The sequence below is a fragment of the Streptomyces sp. NPDC030991 genome (assembly GCF_055571235.1).
In genome coordinates, this window is the sequence record NZ_JBVIFR010000013.1 from 221,051 (window position 1) to 242,681 (window position 21,631).

Genomic DNA, 21,631 nt, shown 5'->3' on the forward strand with positions numbered 1-21,631 from the left:
CCGGCGCGAGGTCAAGTGCGTTACGCAATCGTGCTGTTGCCGGTTCCGGTCCGGTTTTCCTCGTCCTTTCCTCGCAGTTCACGGCGGAGGAAGGGTGGGTGAAAGGGGCAATCCGCCGCAGCCCGGTGAATCGGCTCCACCCCTGCCTCTTGACCTCCCAGGAGAGACGGAGCTAGCTTCCGGGCAACTTCACTGAAACATTTCACCGCCGGTGATCCACCCGGCGCTCTCAGCCACTCCCGTGCGCTCGGCACGGCCAGGCCCACCCCTGCACACTCACGGAGACATGCAATGACGCATCCTGAACCGGAGACCACTCCGGTACTCGCGCTGGAGGGGGTGAGCAAGTCCTTCGGCGCGGTGCGCGCCCTGCGCGGCGTCAGCCTGCGCCTGTACGCCGGAGAGGCGCACGCCCTCGCCGGCGAGAACGGCGCGGGCAAGTCGACCCTGATCAAGGCCCTCGCCGGGGTGCACAGGCCCGACACCGGCACGGTCCTGCTCGACGGCCGGCCGGTGGAGTTCCACGGCCCCGCCGACGCCCGGGACGCCGGCGTCGCCGTCATCTACCAGGAGCCCACGCTCTTCCCCGACCTGTCGATCGCCGAGAACATCTTCATGGGCCGCCAGCCGCGCCGCTCGCTCGGCCGCGTCGACCACCGCGCCGTCAAGCGGGCCACCGCCGAACTCTTCGCCCGGCTCGGCGTCGCGCTCGACCCGGACCAGCCCGCGCGTGGCCTGTCCATCGCCGACCAGCAGCTCGTCGAGATCGCCAAGGCCCTCTCCTTCGACGCCCGCGTCCTGATCATGGACGAGCCGACCGCCGCGCTCACCGGCAGCGAGGTCGCGCGCCTCTTCGGCGTCGTCAGGACGCTGCGCGAGCAGGGCGCCGCGGTGCTGTTCATCTCGCACCGCCTGGAGGAGATCTTCGGACTCTGCCAGCGTGTCACCACACTGCGCGACGGCGGCTGGGTGGCCAGCGAACCCCTCGACGGACTGACCGAGGACGACCTCGTGCGCCGCATGGTCGGCCGCGACCTCGACGAGCTCTACCCCAAGCAGGACACCGAGATCGGCGAAGTGGCGCTCAGCGTCCGCCGGCTGACCCGCGAGGGCGTCTTCACCGACGTCTCCTTCGAGGTGCGGCGCGGCGAGATCGTCGGCCTCGCCGGACTCGTCGGGGCCGGCCGCAGCGAGGTGGCCCGCGCCGTCTTCGGCGTCGACCGCTTCGACGGCGGCGACGTCGAGGTGCTCGGTCAGAAGCTCAAGCCGGGCGCCCCGAGCCTCGCGATGCACGCGGGCCTCGCGCTCGTCCCCGAGGACCGCCGCGCCCAGGGCCTGGTGATGGACATGTCCATCGAGCGCAACATCGGCCTGACCGGCTTCGCCTCCACCAGCCGCGCCGGCCTCATGAACCGCAAGGCCGAGCGCAGCCGCTCCCTCGACTGGTCCGTCAGGCTCCAGGTGAAGTACGCGCGCCTCGCCGACGTCGTCGGCACCCTGTCCGGCGGCAACCAACAGAAGGTCGTCCTCGCCAAGTGGCTCGCCACCGGGCCGCAGGTCCTCATCGTCGACGAGCCGACCCGCGGCATCGACGTCGGCACCAAGGCCGAGGTGCACCGGCTGCTCTCCTCGCTCGCCGCCGAGGGCGTCGCCGTCCTGATGATCTCCTCCGACCTGCCGGAGATCCTCGGCATGGCCGACCGCGTGCTCGTCATGCACGAGGGCCGCCTCACGGCGGAGTTGACCCGGACCGAAGCGACCGAGGAATCCGTCATGGCCGCGGCCACCGGGAGGGCAGCATGACCGTCACCGCTCCGCCCGTGCGGGAACACTCCGCACCGGAACCCACCGCGGGCCGCCGCCTGATCGACAAGGTCTTCAAGGCCCGTGAACTGGCCGTGGCCGGCGTGCTCCTCGCGATGCTGCTCGCCACCCAGGTCTCCAACAGCGAGTTCCTGTCCGAGCAGGGCGTCAAGGACCTCCTCCTCAACGCCACCATCCTCGTCCTCGTCGCCACCGGCCAGGCCGTCGTCGTCATCACCCGCAACGTCGACCTCTCCGTCGGCTCCGTCCTCGGCATCTCCGCCTTCGCCGCGGGCGACTACCTCCAGGGCGGCGGAAGCTCCCTGATCGCCGTCGTCTACGCGGTCGCCATCGGCGCCCTCTTCGGCGTGCTGAACGGCGCACTGGTCAGCCTCGGCAAGGTCCCCGCCCTCGTCGTCACCCTCGGCACCCTGTACGTGATCCGCGGCATCGACTCCATCTGGGTCGGCTCGCAGCAGATCGTCGCCGCCGACCTGCCCGACTCCTTCGTCGACTTCGGCCACGACGGCCTGTGGATCGTGCCCTACCTGGCGATCCTCGCCGTCGCCGTCCTGCTCTGCGTCGGCTACTACCTGCGCAGCTACGGCAGCGGCCGCGACATGTACGCCCTCGGCTCCAGCCCCGAGGCCGCCACCCTCGCCGGTGTCCCGGTCCGCAAGCGCATCATGACCGCCTACATTCTGTGCGGCGCCCTCGCCGGACTCGCCGGCGCCCTCTACCTCGCCCGCTTCGGCAACGTCGACTCCGCCACCGGCAACGGCTACGAACTCACCGTCGTCAGCGCCGTCGTGGTCGGCGGCGTCGCCTTCACCGGCGGCTCCGGCACCGTCTACGGCGCGGCCCTCGGCGCGCTGCTGCTGACCTCCATCAACAGCGTCCTGCCGGCCATCGGCGTCAGCTCCGTCTGGGTCACCGCCATCAACGGCATCCTGCTGCTGCTCGCCATCGCCGTCGACCGGATCCTGGCCCTGCGGGTCGCCGCAGTGCTGCGCAAGCAGGCCGCACAGATGAGGAGCGCCCGCCATGCCTGACACCTTGAAGAACGCCGTGCGCTGGGACACCGCCGTCGGCGCCCTGCTGATCGTGCTGCTGCTCTGCTCGTTCTCGTTCGTCGACAACTTCGGCAACGCGCTCAACATCTCGTTCCTGATCGGCAACACCCTGCCGATCGCCCTGATCGCGCTGCCGATGACGATGCTCGTCATCTCCGGCGAGGTCGACCTGTCGGTCGGCTCGACGGCCGGCCTGTCCGGCGCCGTCATGGGCGCCCTCTGGAACAACGGCATGGCGATCGAGACGATCATCCCGCTCTGCCTGCTCCTCGGCGTCGTCTGCGGCCTGATCAACGGCCTGCTCGTGACCCGCCTCGGCCTGCCCTCCCTCGCCGTCACCATCGGCACCATGGCCGCCTACCGCGGCATCGCGCAGATCGTCCTCGGCTCGGACTCGGTCACCGACTTCCCCACGCAGTACCTGGACTTCGGCGCGGGCCGCTTCGGCGACACGTTCCTGCCGTACGCGGCGCTGCCGTTCGTCGTGCTCCTCGCGATCGCCGTGGTCGTCCTGCACGCCACCCGCCTGGGGCGTTCGCTCTTCGCGATCGGCGCCGGCGAGGAGGCGGCCCGGTTCTCCGGCGTCCGCGTCAAGCGGCTCAAGCTCTCCATGTTCGTGACGACCGGCGTGCTCTCCGCGCTCACCGGGGTCTTCTGGGCGCTGCACTACGCCAGCGCCCGCTACGACAACGCCACCGGCCTCGAACTCTCCGTCATCGCGGCGGTCCTGCTCGGCGGCATCGACTTCGACGGCGGCAAGGGCACCCTCGGCGGCGCGATCGCCGGTGTCTTCCTGCTCGGCTCGCTGCAGAACGTGATGAGCCTGCTGAACGTCTCCGCGCAGTCCCAGATCGTCGTCACCGGTGTCCTCCTGGTGATCTCCGTGCTCGCCCCGCGCGTCGGCCGCCAGATCGCGCAGGCCAGAGCCCGCCGCAGGACGGCGGCGGCGCACCCGGCGCCCGTCACCTCCTGACGCGCCCCCTCAGCTCCGTACCACCCACCACCCGTTAAGGAACCGCCATGTCCCGGACCGTCACCGCCAGAACCCGCCGGCTCTCCGCCGCGCTCGCCGTCACCACCGCCCTCGTCCTCGGCGCCACCGCCTGCGGGGGCACCACCAAGGACGACGCCGACAAGGGCGCGGCCAAGTCCAACGCCGCAGGCAAGGCCGACCCGAACGCCGCCACCAAGAAGGGCCTCACGGTCGCGTTCCTGCCCAAGCAGGTCAACAACCCGTACTTCACCACCTCCGACAACGGCGGCAAGAAGGCGGTCGAGGAGCTCGGTTCGACGTACAAGGAGGTCGGCACCAGCAGCGGCACCGACACCTCGGGCCAGGTCTCGTACGTCAACACCCTCACCCAGCAGCAGGCCGACGCCATCGCCGTCTCCGCGCAGGACCCGGGCGCCCTGTGCACCGCCCTGAAGCAGGCCATGAAGAACGGGGTCAGCGTCGTCACGTACGACTCCGACACCAAGGCGGACTGCCGCAACATCTTCGTCTCGCAGGCCAGCGCCGAGGACCTCGGTCGCACCCAGGTGCAGCAGATGGCGAAGCAGATCGGCAACAAGGGCGAGATCGCGATCCTCTCGGCGGCCCAGACGGCCACCAACCAGAACACGTGGATCGACTACATGAAGGACGAGCTGAAGAAGCCCGAGTACAAGGACATCAAGCTCGTCACCACCGCCTACGGCGACGACGACGCCCAGAAGTCGTTCCAGCAGACCCAGGGGCTCCTCCAGGAACACCCGAAGCTGAAGGGGATCATCTCCCCGACCACCGTCGGCATCAAGGCCGCCGCCCAGTACCTGTCGGGATCGAAGTACAAGGGCAAGGTCAAGCTGACCGGCCTCGGCACCCCCAACGACATGCGCGCCTACGTCAAGAACGGCACCGTCGACGCGTTCGAGCTGTGGGACCCGGCCAAGCTGGGTGCGCTCGCCGCGCACACCGCGGTCGCCCTGGAGTCCGGCCGGATCACCGGCAAGGAGGGCGAGACCTACAAGGCCGGTGACCTGGGCGAGTTCACCATCGGCAAGGACGGTGTCGTCTCCCTCGGCAAGCCGACCGTCTTCGACAAGAAGAACATCGACCAGTTCAAGTTCTAGGCACGAGGGACGGGAGGGGGCTCCATGACGGACACACAGCGCGTCTGTTTCCTGCTGAAGGTCAAGGCCGACCGCATCGACGAGTACCGCGCCCGCCACAGTGACGTGTGGCAGGAGATGCGGGAGGCACTGACCGCCACCGGCTGGCGCAACTACTCGCTCTTCCTGCGCGAGGACGGCCTGCTCGTCGGCTACCTGGAGACGGCGGACTTCGACGCGGCGCGCGCCGCCATGGACGCCACCGACGTCAACGCCCGCTGGCAGGCGCAGATGGCCGGCTTCTTCGAGGAGCTGGACGGGCAGGCCCCGGACGCCGCGATGCGGCCCCTCACCGAGGTCTTCCACCTTGCCTGAGCGCGGATCGGTCGGCATCAAGGAGGTGGCGCGGGTGGCCGGGGTCTCCGTGGGCACCGTCTCCAACGTCCTCAACCAGCCCCACCGGGTCTCCGAACCGACCCGGCGCCACGTCCAGCAGGTCATCGCCCGCCTCGGCTACGTCCGCAGCGAGTACGCCCGTCAGCTGCGGGCCGGGCACAGCCGCATCATGGCGCTGCTCGTGCTCGACATGGGCAACCCGTTCTTCGTGGATGTCGCGCGCGGCGCCGAGCGCGCCGCGCGCGACGCCGGGCTCGGCGTCATGGTGTGCAACAGCGCGCAGAGCGCCGCGGAGGAGGCCGAGTACCTCTCCCTGTTCGCCGAACAACGGGTGCGCGGCGCCCTGATCACCCCGGCCGACCCGAGCGGCGCGACCCTGCGCGACTTCCGCCGCCACGGCATCCCGTACGTGGTGGTGGACCGGGTCGCCGGGGCCAACGAGGACGGCGCGGGGTGCTCGGTCTCTGTCGACGACGTGTCGGGCGGCGCGCTCGCCATCCGCCACCTCGTCGCCGGGGGGCACCGCTCCCTCGCCTTCGTCAGCGGCCCGGCCCACCTCAAGCAGGTGCAGGACCGACGGGAGGGCGCCCTCAAGGCACTCGCGGAGGCGGGCCTCCCGGGGGGCCTGCTCCGCGAACTGCCCACCGAACGGCTCGACGTGGCGGCGGGCCGCGACGCGGGCGCCCGCCTGCTCGGCCTGTCCGAACGCCCCACCGCGGTCTTCTGCGCCAACGACCTGCTCGCCCTCGGCGTCCTGCAAGCCCTGTACGCGGCCGGGGTCAAGGTCCCCGACGACATGTCCATCGTCGGCTACGACGACATCGAGTTCGCGGCGGCCGCCACGGTCCCGCTCACCTCGGTGCGCCAGCCCGCGCTCACCCTGGGCGCCATCGCGGCGGAGCTGCTGCTCCAGGAGACGGGCGAACGCGCGGCCGACCACCGCCACCAACACGTGGTGCTCCGGCCGGAGTTGGTGGTGCGGGGGTCGAGCAGAGGGCTCGGCTGACCCCCGCGCCGGCCCCCCTGCTCGACCCGTCGGCGCGGGTCAGCGCACCACGCTGGTCACCTGGTACCGCCCGGCCGGCAGGACGTACGTGGCCGTGCCGTCCTCGAACCCGGTGAACCGTACGCCGTCCACCGAGGAGAGCGGCGTACGTCCCTCACGCACCGCGGACGCCGATACCGCGGGCAGGCTCAGCGTCGCCTCGCTGTTCGCGGGGACGACCGCCTCGTAGGTCAGCCTCCCGTCCTTGGCCAGCGTCCACGCACTCGTGATCTCGCCGTACGGGGACAGGTGACGGCCCGACACCCGGGTGATGGCGCCGGTCGGGTCCAGGTGCGGCTGGAGACGGAACCGTCGGAAACCCGGGTGCTCCGGGTCGCGGGCGATGCCCGCCATGTACGCGTACATCCACTCGGCGATCGCGCCGTACGAGTAGTGGTTGAAGGAGTTCATCTCCACGGGGCCGAACCCGTCCTCCTTCGAGTACGAGTTCCAGCGCTCCCACACCGTCGTCGCGCCGTTCTCCACCGAGTACAGCCACGACGGCATGGCGTTCTGGTGGAGCAGTTCGTACGCCAGGTCGGCGCGGCCCTCGTCGGTCAGGACCGGCGCGAGGACGTTCACGCCGAGGAAGCCGACCGACAGGGTGTTCTCCGCGTACCGCACGCGGGCGCTGTCCGGATGCGCCGCCTTGTACGCGGCGTCGTTGCCTATGTTGTCCGCCAACAGGCCGACCAGCGCCCGGCGTTGGGCCTGCGTGTCGTAGAAGCCGAGCTTGAGGACCCACAGCAGCGCGGACTGGCTGTCGTCCTCGGGGTCGCCGCCCATGCCCGGCTTGCCGCCGAGGCTCGACCGCACGGTGATCCTGTCACCGTCGACCTCGACGTACCTGGCCATGAAGGCGCGCCGGATGCGGGTGAAGAGGTCGTCGTACGCCGCGGCCTCGGCGGTGCGCCCGGTGGCCCGCGCCATCCGCGCCATCAGCCGGACGCTGTAGGCGTAGTAGACGTCGCTCATCAGCTGGGTGCCGGTGTTCTGGAACGCGAGCCAGTCGGCGAAGATCGCGCCCTGTCCCGCGTAGGTGTCGCCGCCCTTCTGCCGGATCCAGTCGATGTAGCGGACCATCGCGTCCCAGCTGCGGTCGACGATGGTGCGGTCGCCGCTCATCTGCCACACCGTCCACGGCACGATCACCCCGCAGTCCGCCCAACCGCTGCACGGCGCCGCGGCGTTGTACCGGTTGCCGGGCGCCACCGCGGTGAACTGCGCGCCGTCCACGCCGTAGATCTTCTGCGACTCGATGAGGATGGACTCGAACTGGCTGAGGAACGCGACGGCGTCCGTGTTGTAGAGGCCGGTGTTCGAGAAGACCTGGGTGTCGCCGGTCCAGCCGAGCCGCTCGTCGCGCTGCGGGCAGTCGGTCGGCACCCACAGGTAGTTTCCGCGCTGGCCCCAACGCACGTTGCTGAGCAGCTGGTTGATGGCGTCGTCGTCCGTGGTGACGTGGCCGATGTCGCGGATCGCCGACGTGCCGACCTTGCCGGTCAGGCCGGAGACGGTGACCTCGGCGCCGGGCGTCGTCACCTCCACCGAGACGTAGCGGAAGCCGTAGAACGTGAGCGAGTCCTGATGGGTCTCGCCGTCCTTCGCGCCCTTGAGGATGTACGTGCTGGTCGCCTTGGCGCTGCGCAGGTTGGCCCGGTAGAGCGAGCCCACCGGACCGTCCGCGCCCGCGCTGTCGTCGTTCAGCATCTCGCCGAACCGGACGACGACCTGGGCGCCCGCCGGGCCGCGCAGTGTGTAGCGGGGGACGCCGACCATGTTCTGGCCGAGGTCGAACACGGCCGTGTCACCGGGGCGCAGCGTGACGGGCCCCGGCTCGCCGGCGGTCGACCGGGCCGGGTCCGGCACGATGCGGCCCTTGCCGTTGGCGCTGGACGACGCGCCCGTGACCTCGCTGTAGACGGTGGCGGACTGCGGGCGCCGGTCCCACTTCGCCATCAGCCGCGCCGACTCACCGGGGTAGGCGGTCAGTTTCGCGTCGGGGAACCTCGCGGCGTAGCCGGCCTGTTCGACCTCCGCCCAGCCCGTGGTGTCGAAACCGTTCGCGGTCCAGCCGTCCAGCTCCTTGCGGGCGTCGTACGTCTGGCCGTCGTAGATGTCGTCGGCGCGGTAGGGCCCGGTGTCGGTGGCCCGCCAGCCGCCGCCGGGATCCGTGACGACGCTCTGCGTGGAGCCGTCGGCGTAGCGGATCATGAGCTTGGCCTTGAGCGCGAGGGGGTTGCCGTCCTTGGAGTAGTAGGTGCTGCCCTCGGAGACCCGCCCGTTGTACCAGCCGTTGCCGAGGACGGCCGCGAGCGTCACCGACCGGGCGCCCGCGACGCTCTCCGTGACGTCGTACGTCAGGTAGTTGACGGTCATGTCGTAGTTGGTCCAGCCCGGCGTCAGCAGCTCGGCCGTCCGGCCGCCGTCCTGCGGCACGGTGACGCGTGCGCCGTTCACGTACGCCTCGTAGACGCCGAGCGCGCTCACGTACAGGCGGGCCTCACTGACTCTGCCCTTGCGCAGCGGCGTCTCGCAGCGGACCAGCGGCGCGCCCGCCGAGTTCGGCGCCTTGCCCTTCATGGCGACCCACTGCGCGCCGTCCCAGCCGGTGACGCCGTCGGAGCTGAGCAGGCTCGTCTCGAACCACGCGGCGGGCGCCGTGCCGAGCGGCCCGCCCTGCGCGTCCCACGCCGTCACCGTCCAGAAGTACCGGGTGGACGGCTTCAGTCGCGGCCCGTCGTACAGGACGGCGACGGAGTCGGACGACGTCACCCGGCCGCTGTCCCACACGTCGGCGCGCGATCCGGTGAGCCGTGCGGGCGAGGACGCGACCCGGATCCGGTACGCGCCCTGCGTCAGCCCGCGCCGCCGCGAGCCGAGGCGCCAGCCGAAGCGGGGCCGGGCGGCGTCCGTCCCGAGCGGCTGCTCGCGGTGCTCGACGGTCAGGCCGGTGACGCCGCTGTCGCCCGCCGGGACGGCGGCGGGGGCCGCCTGGGCGGGGGAGGCGCCGCCGAACGCGCCGGCGGCGGCCACGGCGGGCACGGCGCCGGCGGTCGCGGCGAGTACGGTCCTGCGGCGGATGTCGCTGCTCATCTGTCAGGTTTCCCTTCGACGGTGAAGGTGCTCTGTGATGGTGGGGGGTGCTGCGGTCGCTGGAGCGGGGGTGGGGTGAGGGGATGGGGGGACGGGGGTCAGGTGCGTACGGCCGCGCGCGCGTACGGGACGAGGCGGACGGGGCCGGTCAGCCCGTACTCCTGCCGCTTGGCGGCGCCGAACACGGCGGGGCGGGTCACGCGGAGCCGGTTCAGCAGGGTGGTCGCCACCTCGATCTCGATGGTGTTGGCGCCCGGCCGCAGGCGCGTGCCGAGGTCGGCGACGCGGGTGAGCTGGTCGACGGTCGGCAGGTCGTGCCCGTTGACGCGGACGGTGAACGTGTCGAAGACGCCGCCCAGTTCGAGCAGTGCGCCGTGGGCCGCGCTCCACTCCCGGCCGAGGCGCACGGTGGTGCGGTAGGTGCCGATGCCGGAGACATCCTCGAGGCCGGGCAGCCGGGTCCAGGGCGCGAGCGCGTCGAGCCGCACCACATGGTGGTCGTGGACGGTCTCGGTCGCGCTCGCCCCCGGCAGCCAGTCGTCGACGGTCAGTTCCCAGGAGGTGAGGTCCATGGGCTCCGGCACAGCGCCGATCCTCGTGGTGACGGTGCGCCCGTCGTCGAGGGTGGTGGTGTAGGTGCCCGCGGCCGACGCGCGGATCTCCAGGCGCCCACCCCCGGTCACCCGGATGTCGTCGGCCCGGGTCGCCGTGGCGTGGCGTTTCGGCGCGGCGCCGGACGGGCGGGCCAGGACGACGACGGTGACGGCGCCCGGCCACAGGTCCACGGTGAGGCGGACGCGGCCGTCGTCGGTGCGCGTGTACAGGGCGACCGGGGTGACGGTGCCCGTCCACGGGTCGAGGACGTGGGGGACCGCGCCCTTCACCCGGGCGGTGAGGGTGACGTCGTGCGTGATGCGGGTCCCGGTCGAACCCTTCTTGCTGACCGCGTCGTTGGCGAAGAAGAAGTAGTCGGTGTCCTTGTCGGCGCGGTGCGCGTGCAGCAGCATCGACGATTCGGCGTACTCGACATCGCGGGTCAGACCCAGCGCGGCGATGGCCTCCGGCACGTCGGGCCGGTCCGCGACCGTGTGGACGCTCGGCAACTCCTGGAGCCGCGTGAGGAGTCGGCGGAGCCGTTCGTCGTCGCCGGGGCGGGCGAGGCCTGGGACGTGGGCGTCGGACCAGTCGCCGATGAGGATGACCGGGAGCCCCGCGCGGGCGTACCCCAACAGCTTCTCGGCGACGTCCAGTTGCAGGGTGTGTTCCCGGTTGATCATGATGTCGCCGTCGACGAGCAGCGCCTTGACCGCGGGCCCGTCCGGGGCGAAGCGGCCGTCCCTGACCACCGCCGAGTCCAGGTCGAGCAGGCGCGGGCTGAGAAACGTGTGCGTCCAGCCGACCGGGACACCGTCGCTGGTGAACCAGGGCGCCCCGAGCCCCGAACCGGCGTAGCCCTTCTGGCGCAGCACCCCGATGTCGACCCGGTTCACGCCGGTCTGCAGGACGGCCTGGACGCGGGCCAGGAAGTCCGCGACCTGCGGGGTGTGCCGCCACAGCGGCTGGCGCGGGCCCCATGCCTCGCCGTATCCGGCGGCGCCCTTGTAGGGGGAGAACGCCGCGAACCCGGGCCACTGGGCGCCGGGCGCGTCCGCGTACGCGAACCCGTGGAAGACGGCCTGGTTGACCCCGGCCGCGTACTGCGTGACCAGCTTCTTCAGCGTGTCGGACCAGGTCGTGGCGTAGGCGCCGCCCGCGGTGCCGCCTGCCTCGTTCGACACCAGCGGGCGGCCGCCCATGTCCCGGCCGCCGGCCAGGCAGCGGAAGTCGTCGAGGTTCTTGAACCCCAGCGACTCGCCCTCGGTGACGTCCAGGAGCGCCGACTTGTAGATCGCGTCCGTCTCCAGACCGTACGGCTGGATGCGCAGTCCGAGACCGAGCGTGTGCGCCCACTTCTGCAAGGGCCGCAGGTGATGTTCCACGTACAGTTCGGTGACGACCTCCATCACGTCACGCCGGATCGCCTTGTCGAGCGACGGCTCGAAGCTGAAGACGTACTTCTCCTTCTTCTCGACGAACGTCGCGAGGTGGGGCAGGAGCGAGTAGCCCATCCGCCGCTCGAACTCGGCGGGCAGCGCGGGCGTCCACAGCGTCGCGTCCGTCTCGATCTCGATGGAGTCCTCGAAGAGGGTGCCGCCGGTCGCCCTGAGCAGCCCGCGGATCGAGGGGGTGAGGATGTGCTTCTCCCAGAAGTCGGTCACCGCGCGCGTGCCCGCGTCGCTGAAGTGGTCGACGACATAGGCGAGCGGTGTCGTGTGGTCGCGGCCCTCCGGGCGCTGGCCGGAGCCGCGCTCCCAGTAGGCGACCAGCAGCCAGGTGGCGCCGTCGTCGGGCGCGGTCCACGAGACGCGGCCTCCGGTGACACGGGCGGTGACGTCGGTGACGGTGCTCCGGTCGAGGCGGACGGGCACAGCGGCCGGCGAACTGCCCGCCGTCACCCGCACCGCCTGCACGAGCAGCAGCCGCTGGTCCGTGACGCCTTCCCCGGCCTCGCTCACCGCGGCGGGAACCGGCCCCTCGTACGTCGTCCCGGGCTCCAGCACGGCGATCCCGTGGGCGAGTTCCTTCGCCGCGGCCCTGCTGTCCGGCGTGATCGACGGCACCGCGGCCGGCCACGCGGGGCCGATGGTCAGGTCCACCACCACATCGCGCTTCCTCGCCTCGCGCAGCGCCGCCTCGACCGCCGCCCGCCACGCCTCGGTGCCCCAGCCGTGGCGCACGGTGTCGAGCTGTTCGTCCAGGCTGTGCGTGACCGCCGCTATCTCCACCCCGCCGAACCCGGCCGCCGCGATCGCCCGGATCTCGCGGGCGATCTCACCGGTGTCGACCAGCGCGTCCGGCCACCACCAGCGGAACTTGGGCCGCACGGCGGCCGCCGGTTCGCGCAGGCCCACGGCCGCCGTCCCCGCCGCCGAACCCCGCGCGAGGGCCTGCCCGGTACCCGCGAGGGGCAGCGCTGTCGCGGCTCCGGCCAGGGCGCCCATTCTCAGCACGGTCCGACGGCGCAGGCTCATGGCTCTCCTTGTCCCTGGTCACCAGGGCAGTCACTCGGTTGAACAGTTTCAAACGATTCAATGTGGGGTGGAGGAACCTACGTGCAGCTGTGACCAGTGGCAAGAGGCGTGCACCAAACGCACCTGTGCACGTGGATTGACAGGCGATGCCGCCTCGCGCAGAGTTGCCGACGGTGTAGAGCGAAACGATTCAAGTCGCCCTGGCCGCCGCCCTCGTGGCGCGCCCGCCGCACCCCACTCTCCCCGTCGCAGGGACGCGCAAAGGAGCCGCCGCATGCCCGGACCAGAGCTGACGAGACGACACTTCGTCGCGGCATCAGGTGTCGCGGCCGGAGCCGCCGCCCTCGGCACGGGGCCGGGTGGCGCGCTCGCCGCGACGGCGGCCGCCGGGTCCCCCGACGGACCGGCGACCGCGCGACATGCGAGGTGACCTCCGGGACCTGGACGTTCCGCTCCGCGTACACCCCGGCGCGGTGACCCGGTGCCCGCCCCCCACCCCCGAAGGAGCCCACATGCCCGCACGCCGCACGATCCTGCTCGGCGCACTCGCCGCCGCCACCGTCCCGATGACATCCGCGACGGCCGGAGCGGCCGGCCCCGCCGGAGGCCCCGCCGTCCGCCTCGTCGCCGACACCCCACTCGACGACCGGGCGCTCTACTTCGTCTCCTATGACGGCCTCGTCAACAACAACTCGTTCCAGAAGAGCGGCCTGCTGACCCACGCGGGCCACCAGTACGCCGCCTGGTACACGGCCGACCGCACCGCCGTCCTCGCCCGCAGGCGCCTGCCGCGCGGACCGTGGCAGACCCTGCGCCTGCCGCACCGGCTGCGCTACGACGACTCCCACAACGTCATCAGCCTCGGCGTCTCGCCGCTCGACGGCCGCCTGCACGTCCTCATGGACTCGCACAGCGACGCCTTCTTCTACCTCAAGTCGGCGCGGGGCCTGGCCTCCGAGCCCGGCCGCTTCACCTGGAGCGCCGCGCACTTCGGCGCCGTACAGAACACGCTCGACGGCACGCCGCTCACCGACCGGTTCACCTATCCGCAGTTCCTCGCCACCCCCGAGGGACGACTCCAACTCCTGTACCGCACCGGGGTGTCGGGCAACGGCCAGGCCGCGCTCGCCGAGTACGACGGCGCCTCCTGGCGGAACCTGGGGGAGTGGTCCGACGCCGCCGGCACCTACACCAGCGAGCACGGCAGCAGCACCGCCCGCAGCATGTACGTGCACGGCTTCGACTACGGGCCGGACCGGGCGCTGCACGTCTTCTTCACCTGGCGCGAGCAGAACGCGGCCGTGATGTGCGCCCCAGGCGGCCTCTCCAACCACGACATGGCGTACGTGGCCAGCACCGACCGGGGCCGCACCTGGCGCGACACCTCCGGCGCCCTCGCCGGGACGACCGGGACCGCCGACCGGGTCTCCGTCACCGACACCGGCACCGTCGTCGAAGCCCTCGCCCCCGACCACTCCCTGATGAACCAGGAGAGCCAGGCCGTCGACTCCAAGGGGCGCCCGCACGCCCTGTGGTCCTACGTCCCCGGCCGCTTCGGCCAGTGCACCACCAGCTACGCGGCCGACCGCGTCGCGAACGCCCGCACCTTCCACATGTACCGGGACTCCGCGGGGAGTTGGCACAAGACGGAGATCCCCGAACCGCCCCGCTCCACCCAGCGCACCCGCCTCGCCCTCGACCGCCACGACAACGCGTACGCGATCATGCCGCGCGGAAAGATCGTCGCCGCCTCGGCCGCGAGCCGCTGGAGCGACTGGCGGGTCCTGTACGACGGCGCGGAGCTGAACGCCTACGGCGAGGTCCTCATCGACGAACCGCGCCTCAAGGCCGACGGCACCCTCTCCGTCCTCTACCAGCAGGCGTCCACCGGCACCACACCCTCACCGATCCGGGTGGCCGACTTCGCGCTGTCCGACTGACCGAACAACCACCGGACCGTCCCACGTACACTCCCCCTGCCGCACCCGCTCACCTGGAGGTCCACGCCCGATGGCACAGTCCGTGGGGATCAAGGACGTCGCGCGCGTCGCCGGGGTGTCCGTGGGCACGGTCTCGAACGTCATCAACCGGCCCGAGACCGTCGCCGACGAGACCCGGGCCCGCGTCCTCGCGGCCATCGACCGCCTCGGCTACGTCCGCAGCGAGTCCGCCCGGCAGCTGCGCGCGGGCCGCAGCCGCATCATGGGCCTGCTCGTCCTCGACATGGGCAACCCGTTCTTCGTGGACGTCGCGCGCGGCGCCGAGCGCGCCGCACGCGCCTCCGGGCTCGGCGTCATGGTGTGCAACAGCGCGCAGAGCGCCGCGGAGGAGGCCGAGTACCTCTCACTCTTCGCCGAGCAGCGGGTCCGCGGCGTCCTGCTCACCCCGGCCGAGGCGACCGGCCGCACGGTGGAGGGCTTCCGGCGCCACGACATCCCGTTCGTCCTCGTCGACCGCGTCGCCGAGGGCGCCACCGAATGCTCGGTCTCCGTCGACGACGTCAACGGCGGCGCCCTCGCCGTACGCCACCTTCTCGACGCCGGACACGGCCGCATCGCCTACGTCAGCGGCCCGCCCGCCCTCAACCAGGTCAAGGACCGCAGGCAAGGCGCCCTGCGCGCCCTGGCGGAGGCCGGGCTGCCCGCCTCCGCCCTGCACGAACTGCCCACCGAACGGCTCGACGTCGCCGCCGGACGCGACGCGGGCGCCCGCCTCCTCGGCCTCGCCGACCGCCCCACCGCCGTCTTCTGCGCCAACGACCTCCTCGCCCTCGGCGTCCTGCAGTCCATGTACGCGGCCGGGGTACGGGTCCCCGAGGAGTGCGCGATCGTCGGCTACGACGACATCGAGTTCGCCGCCGCCGCGGCGGTCCCGCTCACCTCGGTGCGCCAGCCCGCCGTCACCATGGGGGCGCTCGCCGCCGAGCTCCTGCTGGAGGAGATCGACGCCGCCGACCACCCGGACACCGCCCACGAGCACCGCCGCGTCGTGCTCCAGCCCGAGCTCGTCGTCCGCGGCTCCAGCCTGGGCCCGCGCTGACCCCGCCGACAGCCATGTGCTGAACTGGGCGGCGGCCCGGACGTCCGGAATCCGGGCAGCCCGCACCGTATGCAGAACTCCCGCACAGGAGCCGATTTGAGCGCCGTCAGCTACCGCCAGCCCGGGGTCGTCCTCACCGACCGCCGTTTCTCCGTCCCCCTGGACCACGACGCCCCGGACGGCGAGCGCATCGAGGTGTACGCGCGCGAGGCCGTCGCCGCCGGACGCGAGAGCGAGCAGCTGCCCTGGCTCCTCTACCTCCAGGGCGGCCCCGGTTTCGGCGCCAACCGGTTCAGCGGCACGCAGGCCTGGCTCGGCCGCGCCCTCCAGGACCACCGCGTCCTCCTCCTCGACCAGCGCGGCACCGGCGCCTCGAGCCCCGTCAACCGCCAGACGCTCCCGCTGCGCGGCGACGCCCGCGCCCAGGCCGACCACGTCGCGCACTTCCGGGCCGACGCGATCGTCCGCGACTGCGAGCTGATCCGCCGGGAGGTCACGGGCGGCGCGCCCTGGACGGTCCTCGGCCAGAGCTTCGGCGGCTTCTGCGCCACCCACTACCTGTCGAGCGCGCCCGACGGCCTGACGGCGGCGCTCATCACCGGCGGCCTGCCCACCCTGGACGGCCACGCCGACGACGTCTACCGCGCCGCGTACCCGCGTATCGAGCGCAAGGTCCGCGCGCACTACGCCCGCTACCCCATGGACGTCGAACGCGCGCGGGAGATCGCCGCCCACGTCCTCGAACACGAGCCGGTCCTCCCCAACGGCTACCGCCTCACCCTCGAAGCGTTCCAGTCGCTCGGCATCTGGCTCGGCGCAGGCGACGGCAGCGACCGGCTGCACTACCTGCTGGAGGACGCGTTCGTGCCCACCCCGGGCGGGCGCGCGCTGTCGGACGCGTTCCAGGAGCAGGTGGCGGCGGCCCTGTCGTACGCGAGCCACCCGCTCTACGCGCTGCTGCACGAGGCGATCTACGCGCAGGACGGCCGCGCCACGAACTGGGCGGCGGAGCGCGTGCGCGGCGAGTTCCCGCAGTTCGACGGCGAGAAGGCGCTCGCCTCAGGGACGGCCCTGATGTTCACCGGCGAGACGATCCACCCGTGGCAGTTCGACCGCGACCCGGCGCTGCGCCCCCTGCGCGACGTCGCGGAGCACCTGGCCGCGCGGACGGACTGGACGCCCCTGTACGACCCGGCCCGGCTCGCCGCCAACGAGGTACCGGTGGCCGCCGCCGTCTACCACGACGACATGTACGTCGACACCGCGCACGCCCTGCGGGCGGCCGCCGCGATCCGCGGGCTGCGCCCCTGGGTCACGAACGAGTTCGAGCACGACGGGCTGCGGTCGGGCGGCCCGCGCGTACTCGACCGGCTCCTCGGCATGGTGCGCGGCGAGGTGTGACCGCGATCAGCCGTGACAGGGGCCCCGGGAGCCCTGATCCGCACGCCCGCGGCCCGGGGCGCCTAGGCTGCCAGGCATGACCACGCCTGAAGCGTACGACCCGGCCCCGCTGGAGCCCCTGCCGGACGACTGGTCCCGCGCCCTCGCGGTCGTCGCCCACCCCGACGACCTGGAGTACGGCTGCGCGGCGGCCGTCGCGGCCTGGACCGACGCGGGGCGCGAGGTCACGTACGTCCTCGCCACCCGCGGTGAGGCCGGCATCGACACCCTCGCACCGGACGAGTGCGGCCCGCTGCGTGAGCGGGAGCAGCGGGCCAGTGCGGCGGTCGTGGGCGTCGACACCGTCGAGTTCCTCGACCACAAGGACGGCGTCGTCGAGTACGGCACGGCACTGCGCCGCGACATCGCCGCCGCGATCCGCCGCCACCGCCCGGAGCTCGTCATCACCCTCAACCACCGCGACACGTGGGGCGGCGTCTACTGGAACACGCCCGACCACGTCGCCGTCGGCCGCGCCACGCTCGACGCCGCCGCCGACGCGGGCAACCGCTGGATCTTCCCCGAGCTGGCCGAGCGGGGCCTGGAGCCGTGGGGCGGGGTGCGGTGGGTGGCCGTCGCCGGTTCGGCGCGGCCCACGCACGCGGTCGACGCCACGGCCGGACTGGAGCGCTCCGTACGCTCCCTGCTCGAACACCGCACCTATATCGAGGTGTTGACGGACGAGGACCCGGAAACGTACTGCCGCACCTTCCTGATGGCGAACGTGCAAGCGATGGCCGACCGGTTCGGGGGGAGGCCCGCGGTGCCGTTCGAGGTCTTCGGCCGCTGACGGCGGGGTGCGCCCGGACTCCGCCGGGACCGGGGTCGTGGCAGACTCGGGTACGTGGACACCGCAAAGCTCGAACTCGCAGCCCAGCGCTACCAGGAGGCCGAGGAGGCGCTCGAAGGAGCCCGCCTCGACCTCCAGACCGAGGCCCTCGCCATCCTCGGCCAGGACGACGCACAACACGGCGGACAGGCGGAGGTGGCCCGGATCACCGGATGGAGCCGGGAGTACCTGCTCCGCCTCCTGGAGAGCGCCCCCGAAGTGCCCCGCCGATGATGGCGCGCTCCAAGCTGATCCAGGAGCTGCGCCGCGGCGGCCGCAGCCCGGCGGCGGCCGCAAGCCTCGTCGAGGACTACGCCCACCAGCTCGCCGTGCAGCTTCGGGAAGCCGGCCACCGTGACGCCGCCGGCCTCATCGACCCCCGTGCGGGGCAGTGCACGTGCGGCGCCCCCGCCGGCGCCGACCAGGACAGCGAGCAGACCCGCCAGTACTGGTACCACTCCCGCTCCTGCCCCCTGGGCAGCGCGTAGCCGGGGCGCTCGGCGCGGCCCGGTCCAGCCGGTGGCCTGCGAGGACGGATGGATCTGCGCCATGAAGTCGCCCTCGACGACGGCGTGCGGCACGGCCGCGGCGAGGAGGGCGGAAAGCCGCCGCGCCGCCCGGAGCGGTCAACCAGCGGGTGCGCGGAGCACTATCGTGGCCGGATGGTTGCCGAGCTGATCCGTATCGTCTCTCGTTCCTCCCCGATGGCGCTGGCCCAGGTGGAGCGCGTCCGCGCCGAACTCGCCGCGCTGCACCCGGGCATCCGCACCGAGGTCGTCCCCGTGACGACCAGCGGTGACAAGTGGATGGGCGATCTCGCCAAGCTCGGCGGGAAGGGCGCCTTCACCAAGGAGGTCGACCAGGCGTTGCTCGACGGGCGCGCCGACCTCGCCGTGCACTGCCTCAAGGACATCCCGGCTGACCGGCCGCTGCCCGAAGGGTGCACGTTCGGGGCGTACTTGAAGCGTGACGACGTACGTGACGCCCTGATCGACCCGCTGGGCCGCACGCTCGACGAGCTGCCCGAGGGCACCCGGATCGGCACCTCGTCCGTGCGCCGCGTGGCCCAACTGGCGGCCACGCACCCGCACTTGACCTGCGTACCGATGCGGGGCAACGCCAACCGCAGGTTGGAGAAGCTCGCCGCGGGCGACGCGGACGCCCTGCTGCTCGCCGTGTCGGGGCTCGAACGGATCGGGCGCCCCGACCTCATGACCGACGTCCTGTCGCCGCAGCTGATGTGCCCGCCGATCGGCGCCGGGATCCTGGCGTTGCAGTGCCGCGCCGACGACGAGGCGACCCTCGACACGGTGCGCGGGCTCGGGCACCAGGACACCTGGCGGGAGGCGACCGCCGAGCGGATGTTCCTGCACGTGCTGCAAGGGCACTGCAACTCGCCGGTCGCCGGGTACGCGCGGGCCGAGCGCAGCGGCGATCTGTCGCTGCGGGCCTGCGTGTTCACGCCCGACGGGAAGCGGGTGCTCAACGCCCAGGAGTGGGCCGGGCCGCTGGACCCCGCGACGCTCGGCATGTCCGTGGCGGTGGCGCTGCTGCGGCAGGGGGCGCGGGAGCTGATCGACGGCATCGCCCACTGAGACGGCGCGGGACGCGCGGGGGCCGGCCCCCGTCAACTGCCCGGCGGCCCGGACTGTTCCAGCGGTGAGGTGCTCCGGGCCCCGCGCGGCCCCGGGGGCAGCCCCCGCGCGGCCACCGCGCCGACACAGGCGATGAGCGCCAGCGCGGTCAGCGTCGGGCCCATCGAGCCGGCGAGGTCCCGGCCCGACGCGAGCAGCATCGTGGACAGCGCCACCCCGAGCGTCGGTCCGACGTTCATCGCGGTCTGCTGGAGCCCGCCCGTCACCCCGGCGTCGGCGGCCGCCGCCCGGCGCACGAGGACCTCCGTCGCGCTGACCATGACGGTGCTGAAACCCGCGCCCATGGCGAACGCGCACGTCCCCACGGCCAGTGCCGTGGCCGTCGCGTCCAGGCGCCCGAAGGCGAAGACGCCGAGCGCCATGAGGACCATGCCCGCCCCGGTCGTCGCCCGCGCCCCGTGGCGGCGCAGCAGCACCGCGCTCAGCGGCGCCGCGAGGACCATGCACACCGCGGCGGGCAGCATGTACAGGGCGGTGCCGAGGGCGTCGAGGCCGAGGACGTCCTGAAGGAAGTACGACCCCACGAACAGCGTGCCGAACAGGGTCGCCGACGCGGCCAGCAGGATCCCGAGCGCCGGTACGACCACCGGTGACGCCACGACGGACGGCGGCAGCAGCGGGCTCGCGGTGCGGCGTTCGTGCCGGACGAGCGCCACGGCAGCCACCACCGCGCCGCCCACCGCGATCCCCGTCCCCGTCGACCAGCCCGTGCCGGGCAGTGTGACCAGCGCCGTGACCAGGCAGGCGAGCGCCACGCCGAGCAGCAGCACGCCCCCCGGGTCCAGGCCGACCGGCCGCGGCGGCTGTGCCGGCTGCGGATCACGGGCGCGCAGCACCAGCAGCGCGATCACCACCGCGGGCAGCACCCCCAGGAAGAACACCGAGCGCCAGCCGAACTGGGCCGTCAGGACGCCGCCGACCAGGGGACCCGCGGCGGCGGAGACGCCGATCGCGCTCGTGCGCAGCGCGATGGGCATGCCCAGCTCGTCCGGTGGATACGCCGCCCGCAGCATGCTGAGCGTCGCCGGTTGCAGCAGCGCGCCGCATCCGCCCTGGACCACGCGCAGCGCGATCACCCAGCCGATGTCCGGGGCGCACCCGATGCCCGCCGACGTGGCGGCGAAGCCGAGCATGCCGAGGGCGAACAGCCGCCGGTGCCCGTACCGGTCGCCGAGCCGTCCTGCGAGGACGAGGAGGCTCGCCACCGCGATCAAGTAGCCCGTACTGGTCCACTGGGCCTGTGCGAGGGACGCGCCGAGGTCGTGCTGGAGCGCGGGCCGTGCGATGGTCAAGGCCGTGCCGTCGAGGGCGACGAGTACGGCGCCGACGACGCTGCCGGCGAGCGTGACGCGGCGGTACGACCGGAGGCTCATCGCGCCACCGGCCCGAGGTGCGCGTCGAGCACCGAGGTGATCAGCGGGTCGATGTCGTCCACCCCGACAGCGAGTTGCAGGCTTCCCCACCCCCACAACTGGGCGACCCCGTGCAGGTTCGCCCACAACGCCCCTGCCACGACGGCCGGTTCGGCATCGGGGCGGACCGCTCCGACCAGTTCGGTGAGCATCCGGAAGAGCGGAAGGCTGGTCTCCCGCAGGCCCAGCTCGCCGCTCTCCAGCAGGTCATGACGGAACATCAACTCGTACATGCCGCGGTGTCGCGCCGCGAAGTCGAGGTAGACCCGGGCCAGTGTGGCCAGCCGCGCGCGCGGGTCCTGTCCGTCCGCTCCCGCGGCGTCGGCCGCCGCTTCGGTGGCCCGCGCTCCCAGGTCCGCGAAGCCGCGCCGCGCGATGGCCGACAGCAGTTCCAGGTGGGTGGGGAAGTGGCGGCGGGGCGCGCCGTGCGAGACGCCCGCCGCGCGGGCGATCTCCCGCAGTGTCAGTGCCGCGGCGCCTTGGGCGTCCACCAGGGCGACGCCGGTGTCGACGAGGCGGTCCCGAAGGCCGCCCCCGCTCCTGCTGTCCTGTTGCATAGACACTGTCTACCGCAGCGGAGTAGACAGTGTCTACTCCTGTTGTCGCGGCCGTCCGGCACTTCAACGTCGCGCCGAACACCGCTACGCTGCGCCGCCGCGTGCAGGACGATCCGACGACCGG

At 72.5% G+C, this 21,631-nt stretch carries 18 protein-coding genes; 14 read left to right on the forward strand and 4 right to left on the reverse strand.

Going from position 1 to position 21,631, the window contains the following annotated elements; translation table 11 throughout:
* Window positions 1-291: 291 nt before the first annotated feature.
* Genes ACZ45E_RS24845 through ACZ45E_RS24870 form a run of 6 tightly spaced genes read left to right on the forward strand, consistent with a single transcriptional unit; the run spans window position 292 to window position 6,369 of the window.
* The gene (locus ACZ45E_RS24845; protein WP_468224120.1) at window positions 292-1,803 is read left to right on the forward strand and encodes a sugar ABC transporter ATP-binding protein; all 1,512 of its coding nucleotides are present in this window, start codon (window positions 292-294) and stop codon (window positions 1,801-1,803) included.
* The gene (locus tag ACZ45E_RS24850; RefSeq protein WP_468224122.1) at window positions 1,800-2,855 is read left to right on the forward strand and encodes an ABC transporter permease; all 1,056 of its coding nucleotides are present in this window, start codon (window positions 1,800-1,802) and stop codon (window positions 2,853-2,855) included. Before ACZ45E_RS24845 ends, ACZ45E_RS24850 begins: the two co-directional genes overlap by 4 nt.
* Window positions 2,848-3,849 carry an ABC transporter permease gene (locus tag ACZ45E_RS24855; protein WP_468224124.1) on the forward strand — a complete coding sequence of 334 codons (1,002 nt, stop codon included), beginning with the start codon at window positions 2,848-2,850 and terminating at the stop codon, window positions 3,847-3,849. The genes ACZ45E_RS24850 and ACZ45E_RS24855 overlap by 8 nt, the downstream gene beginning before the upstream one ends.
* A gap of 47 nt (window positions 3,850-3,896) precedes the next feature.
* Complete coding sequence (gene rhaS / locus ACZ45E_RS24860; RefSeq protein WP_468224127.1) at window positions 3,897-4,988, forward strand: rhamnose ABC transporter substrate-binding protein; 1,092 nt, start codon at window positions 3,897-3,899, stop codon at window positions 4,986-4,988.
* A gap of 24 nt (window positions 4,989-5,012) precedes the next feature.
* Window positions 5,013-5,342: an L-rhamnose mutarotase gene (locus ACZ45E_RS24865; protein WP_468224130.1), complete on the forward strand. Its 330-nt coding sequence runs from the start codon at window positions 5,013-5,015 to the stop codon at window positions 5,340-5,342.
* Window positions 5,335-6,369: a LacI family DNA-binding transcriptional regulator gene (locus tag ACZ45E_RS24870; RefSeq protein ID WP_468224132.1), complete on the forward strand. Its 1,035-nt coding sequence runs from the start codon at window positions 5,335-5,337 to the stop codon at window positions 6,367-6,369. The genes ACZ45E_RS24865 and ACZ45E_RS24870 overlap by 8 nt, the downstream gene beginning before the upstream one ends.
* Before the next feature lie 39 nt (window positions 6,370-6,408).
* On the opposite strand, the gene ACZ45E_RS24875 is transcribed toward ACZ45E_RS24870, so the two are convergent.
* Window positions 6,409-9,504 (reverse strand): family 78 glycoside hydrolase catalytic domain, encoded by a 3,096-nt coding sequence (locus ACZ45E_RS24875; RefSeq protein ID WP_468224135.1) that lies wholly within the window; start codon window positions 9,502-9,504, stop codon window positions 6,409-6,411.
* 98 nt (window positions 9,505-9,602) lie between these two features.
* Window positions 9,603-12,575 (reverse strand): glycosyl hydrolase, encoded by a 2,973-nt coding sequence (locus ACZ45E_RS24880; RefSeq protein ID WP_468224137.1) that lies wholly within the window; start codon window positions 12,573-12,575, stop codon window positions 9,603-9,605.
* Between the two features lie 274 nt (window positions 12,576-12,849).
* On the opposite strand from ACZ45E_RS24880, the gene ACZ45E_RS24885 reads away from it, so the two are divergent.
* From ACZ45E_RS24885 to hemC, 8 genes are all read left to right on the forward strand, one after another.
* A complete protein-coding gene (locus ACZ45E_RS24885; protein ID WP_468224140.1) occupies window positions 12,850-13,005 on the forward strand; it encodes a twin-arginine translocation signal domain-containing protein in 156 nt (51 codons plus the stop codon).
* A gap of 82 nt (window positions 13,006-13,087) precedes the next feature.
* A complete protein-coding gene (locus ACZ45E_RS24890; protein ID WP_468224143.1) occupies window positions 13,088-14,515 on the forward strand; it encodes a BNR repeat-containing protein in 1,428 nt (475 codons plus the stop codon).
* 70 nt (window positions 14,516-14,585) lie between these two features.
* Window positions 14,586-15,614, forward strand: a complete 1,029-nt coding sequence (locus tag ACZ45E_RS24895; RefSeq protein ID WP_468224146.1) for a LacI family DNA-binding transcriptional regulator — start codon at window positions 14,586-14,588, stop codon at window positions 15,612-15,614.
* Between the two features lie 69 nt (window positions 15,615-15,683).
* Window positions 15,684-17,015 (forward strand): alpha/beta fold hydrolase, encoded by a 1,332-nt coding sequence (locus ACZ45E_RS24900; protein ID WP_468224147.1) that lies wholly within the window; start codon window positions 15,684-15,686, stop codon window positions 17,013-17,015.
* Between the two features lie 76 nt (window positions 17,016-17,091).
* Window positions 17,092-17,844 (forward strand): PIG-L deacetylase family protein, encoded by a 753-nt coding sequence (locus ACZ45E_RS24905; RefSeq protein WP_468224149.1) that lies wholly within the window; start codon window positions 17,092-17,094, stop codon window positions 17,842-17,844.
* A 54-nt stretch (window positions 17,845-17,898) separates the two neighbouring features.
* Window positions 17,899-18,117 carry a hypothetical protein gene (locus ACZ45E_RS24910; protein ID WP_468224151.1) on the forward strand — a complete coding sequence of 73 codons (219 nt, stop codon included), beginning with the start codon at window positions 17,899-17,901 and terminating at the stop codon, window positions 18,115-18,117.
* On the forward strand, window positions 18,114-18,371 hold the full coding sequence (locus tag ACZ45E_RS24915) for a hypothetical protein (RefSeq protein ID WP_468224153.1): 258 nt from the start codon (window positions 18,114-18,116) through the stop codon (window positions 18,369-18,371). The genes ACZ45E_RS24910 and ACZ45E_RS24915 overlap by 4 nt, the downstream gene beginning before the upstream one ends.
* 174 nt (window positions 18,372-18,545) lie before the next feature.
* A complete protein-coding gene (gene hemC / locus ACZ45E_RS24920; RefSeq protein ID WP_468224297.1) occupies window positions 18,546-19,478 on the forward strand; it encodes a hydroxymethylbilane synthase in 933 nt (310 codons plus the stop codon).
* A gap of 32 nt (window positions 19,479-19,510) precedes the next feature.
* Here the strand turns inward: hemC and ACZ45E_RS24925 are convergent, their stop codons facing one another.
* Window positions 19,511-20,911, reverse strand: coding sequence for an MFS transporter (locus ACZ45E_RS24925; protein ID WP_468224155.1), 1,401 nt, complete (start codon window positions 20,909-20,911; stop codon window positions 19,511-19,513).
* Window positions 20,908-21,507: a TetR/AcrR family transcriptional regulator gene (locus tag ACZ45E_RS24930; protein WP_468224158.1), complete on the reverse strand. Its 600-nt coding sequence runs from the start codon at window positions 21,505-21,507 to the stop codon at window positions 20,908-20,910. Before ACZ45E_RS24930 ends, ACZ45E_RS24925 begins: the two co-directional genes overlap by 4 nt.
* Window positions 21,508-21,631 lie beyond the last annotated feature (124 nt).

Excerpts from the sequence above, each read along its gene's own strand:
- ACZ45E_RS24845 (WP_468224120.1), top strand. The coding sequence starts at position 292 with ATGACGCATCCTGAACCGGAGACCACTCCGGTACTCGCGCTGGAGGGG.
- ACZ45E_RS24850 (WP_468224122.1), top strand. The coding sequence starts at position 1,800 with ATGACCGTCACCGCTCCGCCCGTGCGGGAACACTCCGCACCGGAACCC.
- ACZ45E_RS24855 (WP_468224124.1), top strand. The coding sequence starts at position 2,848 with ATGCCTGACACCTTGAAGAACGCCGTGCGCTGGGACACCGCCGTCGGC.
- rhaS (WP_468224127.1), top strand. The coding sequence starts at position 3,897 with ATGTCCCGGACCGTCACCGCCAGAACCCGCCGGCTCTCCGCCGCGCTC.
- ACZ45E_RS24865 (WP_468224130.1), top strand. The coding sequence starts at position 5,013 with ATGACGGACACACAGCGCGTCTGTTTCCTGCTGAAGGTCAAGGCCGAC.
- ACZ45E_RS24875 (WP_468224135.1), bottom strand. The coding sequence starts at position 9,504 with ATGAGCAGCGACATCCGCCGCAGGACCGTACTCGCCGCGACCGCCGGC.
- ACZ45E_RS24880 (WP_468224137.1), bottom strand. The coding sequence starts at position 12,575 with ATGAGCCTGCGCCGTCGGACCGTGCTGAGAATGGGCGCCCTGGCCGGA.
- ACZ45E_RS24885 (WP_468224140.1), top strand. The coding sequence starts at position 12,850 with ATGCCCGGACCAGAGCTGACGAGACGACACTTCGTCGCGGCATCAGGT.
- ACZ45E_RS24890 (WP_468224143.1), top strand. The coding sequence starts at position 13,088 with ATGCCCGCACGCCGCACGATCCTGCTCGGCGCACTCGCCGCCGCCACC.
- ACZ45E_RS24895 (WP_468224146.1), top strand. The coding sequence starts at position 14,586 with ATGGCACAGTCCGTGGGGATCAAGGACGTCGCGCGCGTCGCCGGGGTG.
- ACZ45E_RS24900 (WP_468224147.1), top strand. The coding sequence starts at position 15,684 with ATGCAGAACTCCCGCACAGGAGCCGATTTGAGCGCCGTCAGCTACCGC.
- ACZ45E_RS24905 (WP_468224149.1), top strand. The coding sequence starts at position 17,092 with ATGACCACGCCTGAAGCGTACGACCCGGCCCCGCTGGAGCCCCTGCCG.
- ACZ45E_RS24915 (WP_468224153.1), top strand. The coding sequence starts at position 18,114 with ATGATGGCGCGCTCCAAGCTGATCCAGGAGCTGCGCCGCGGCGGCCGC.
- hemC (WP_468224297.1), top strand. The coding sequence starts at position 18,546 with ATGGTTGCCGAGCTGATCCGTATCGTCTCTCGTTCCTCCCCGATGGCG.
- ACZ45E_RS24925 (WP_468224155.1), bottom strand. The coding sequence starts at position 20,911 with ATGAGCCTCCGGTCGTACCGCCGCGTCACGCTCGCCGGCAGCGTCGTC.
- ACZ45E_RS24930 (WP_468224158.1), bottom strand. The coding sequence starts at position 21,507 with ATGCAACAGGACAGCAGGAGCGGGGGCGGCCTTCGGGACCGCCTCGTC.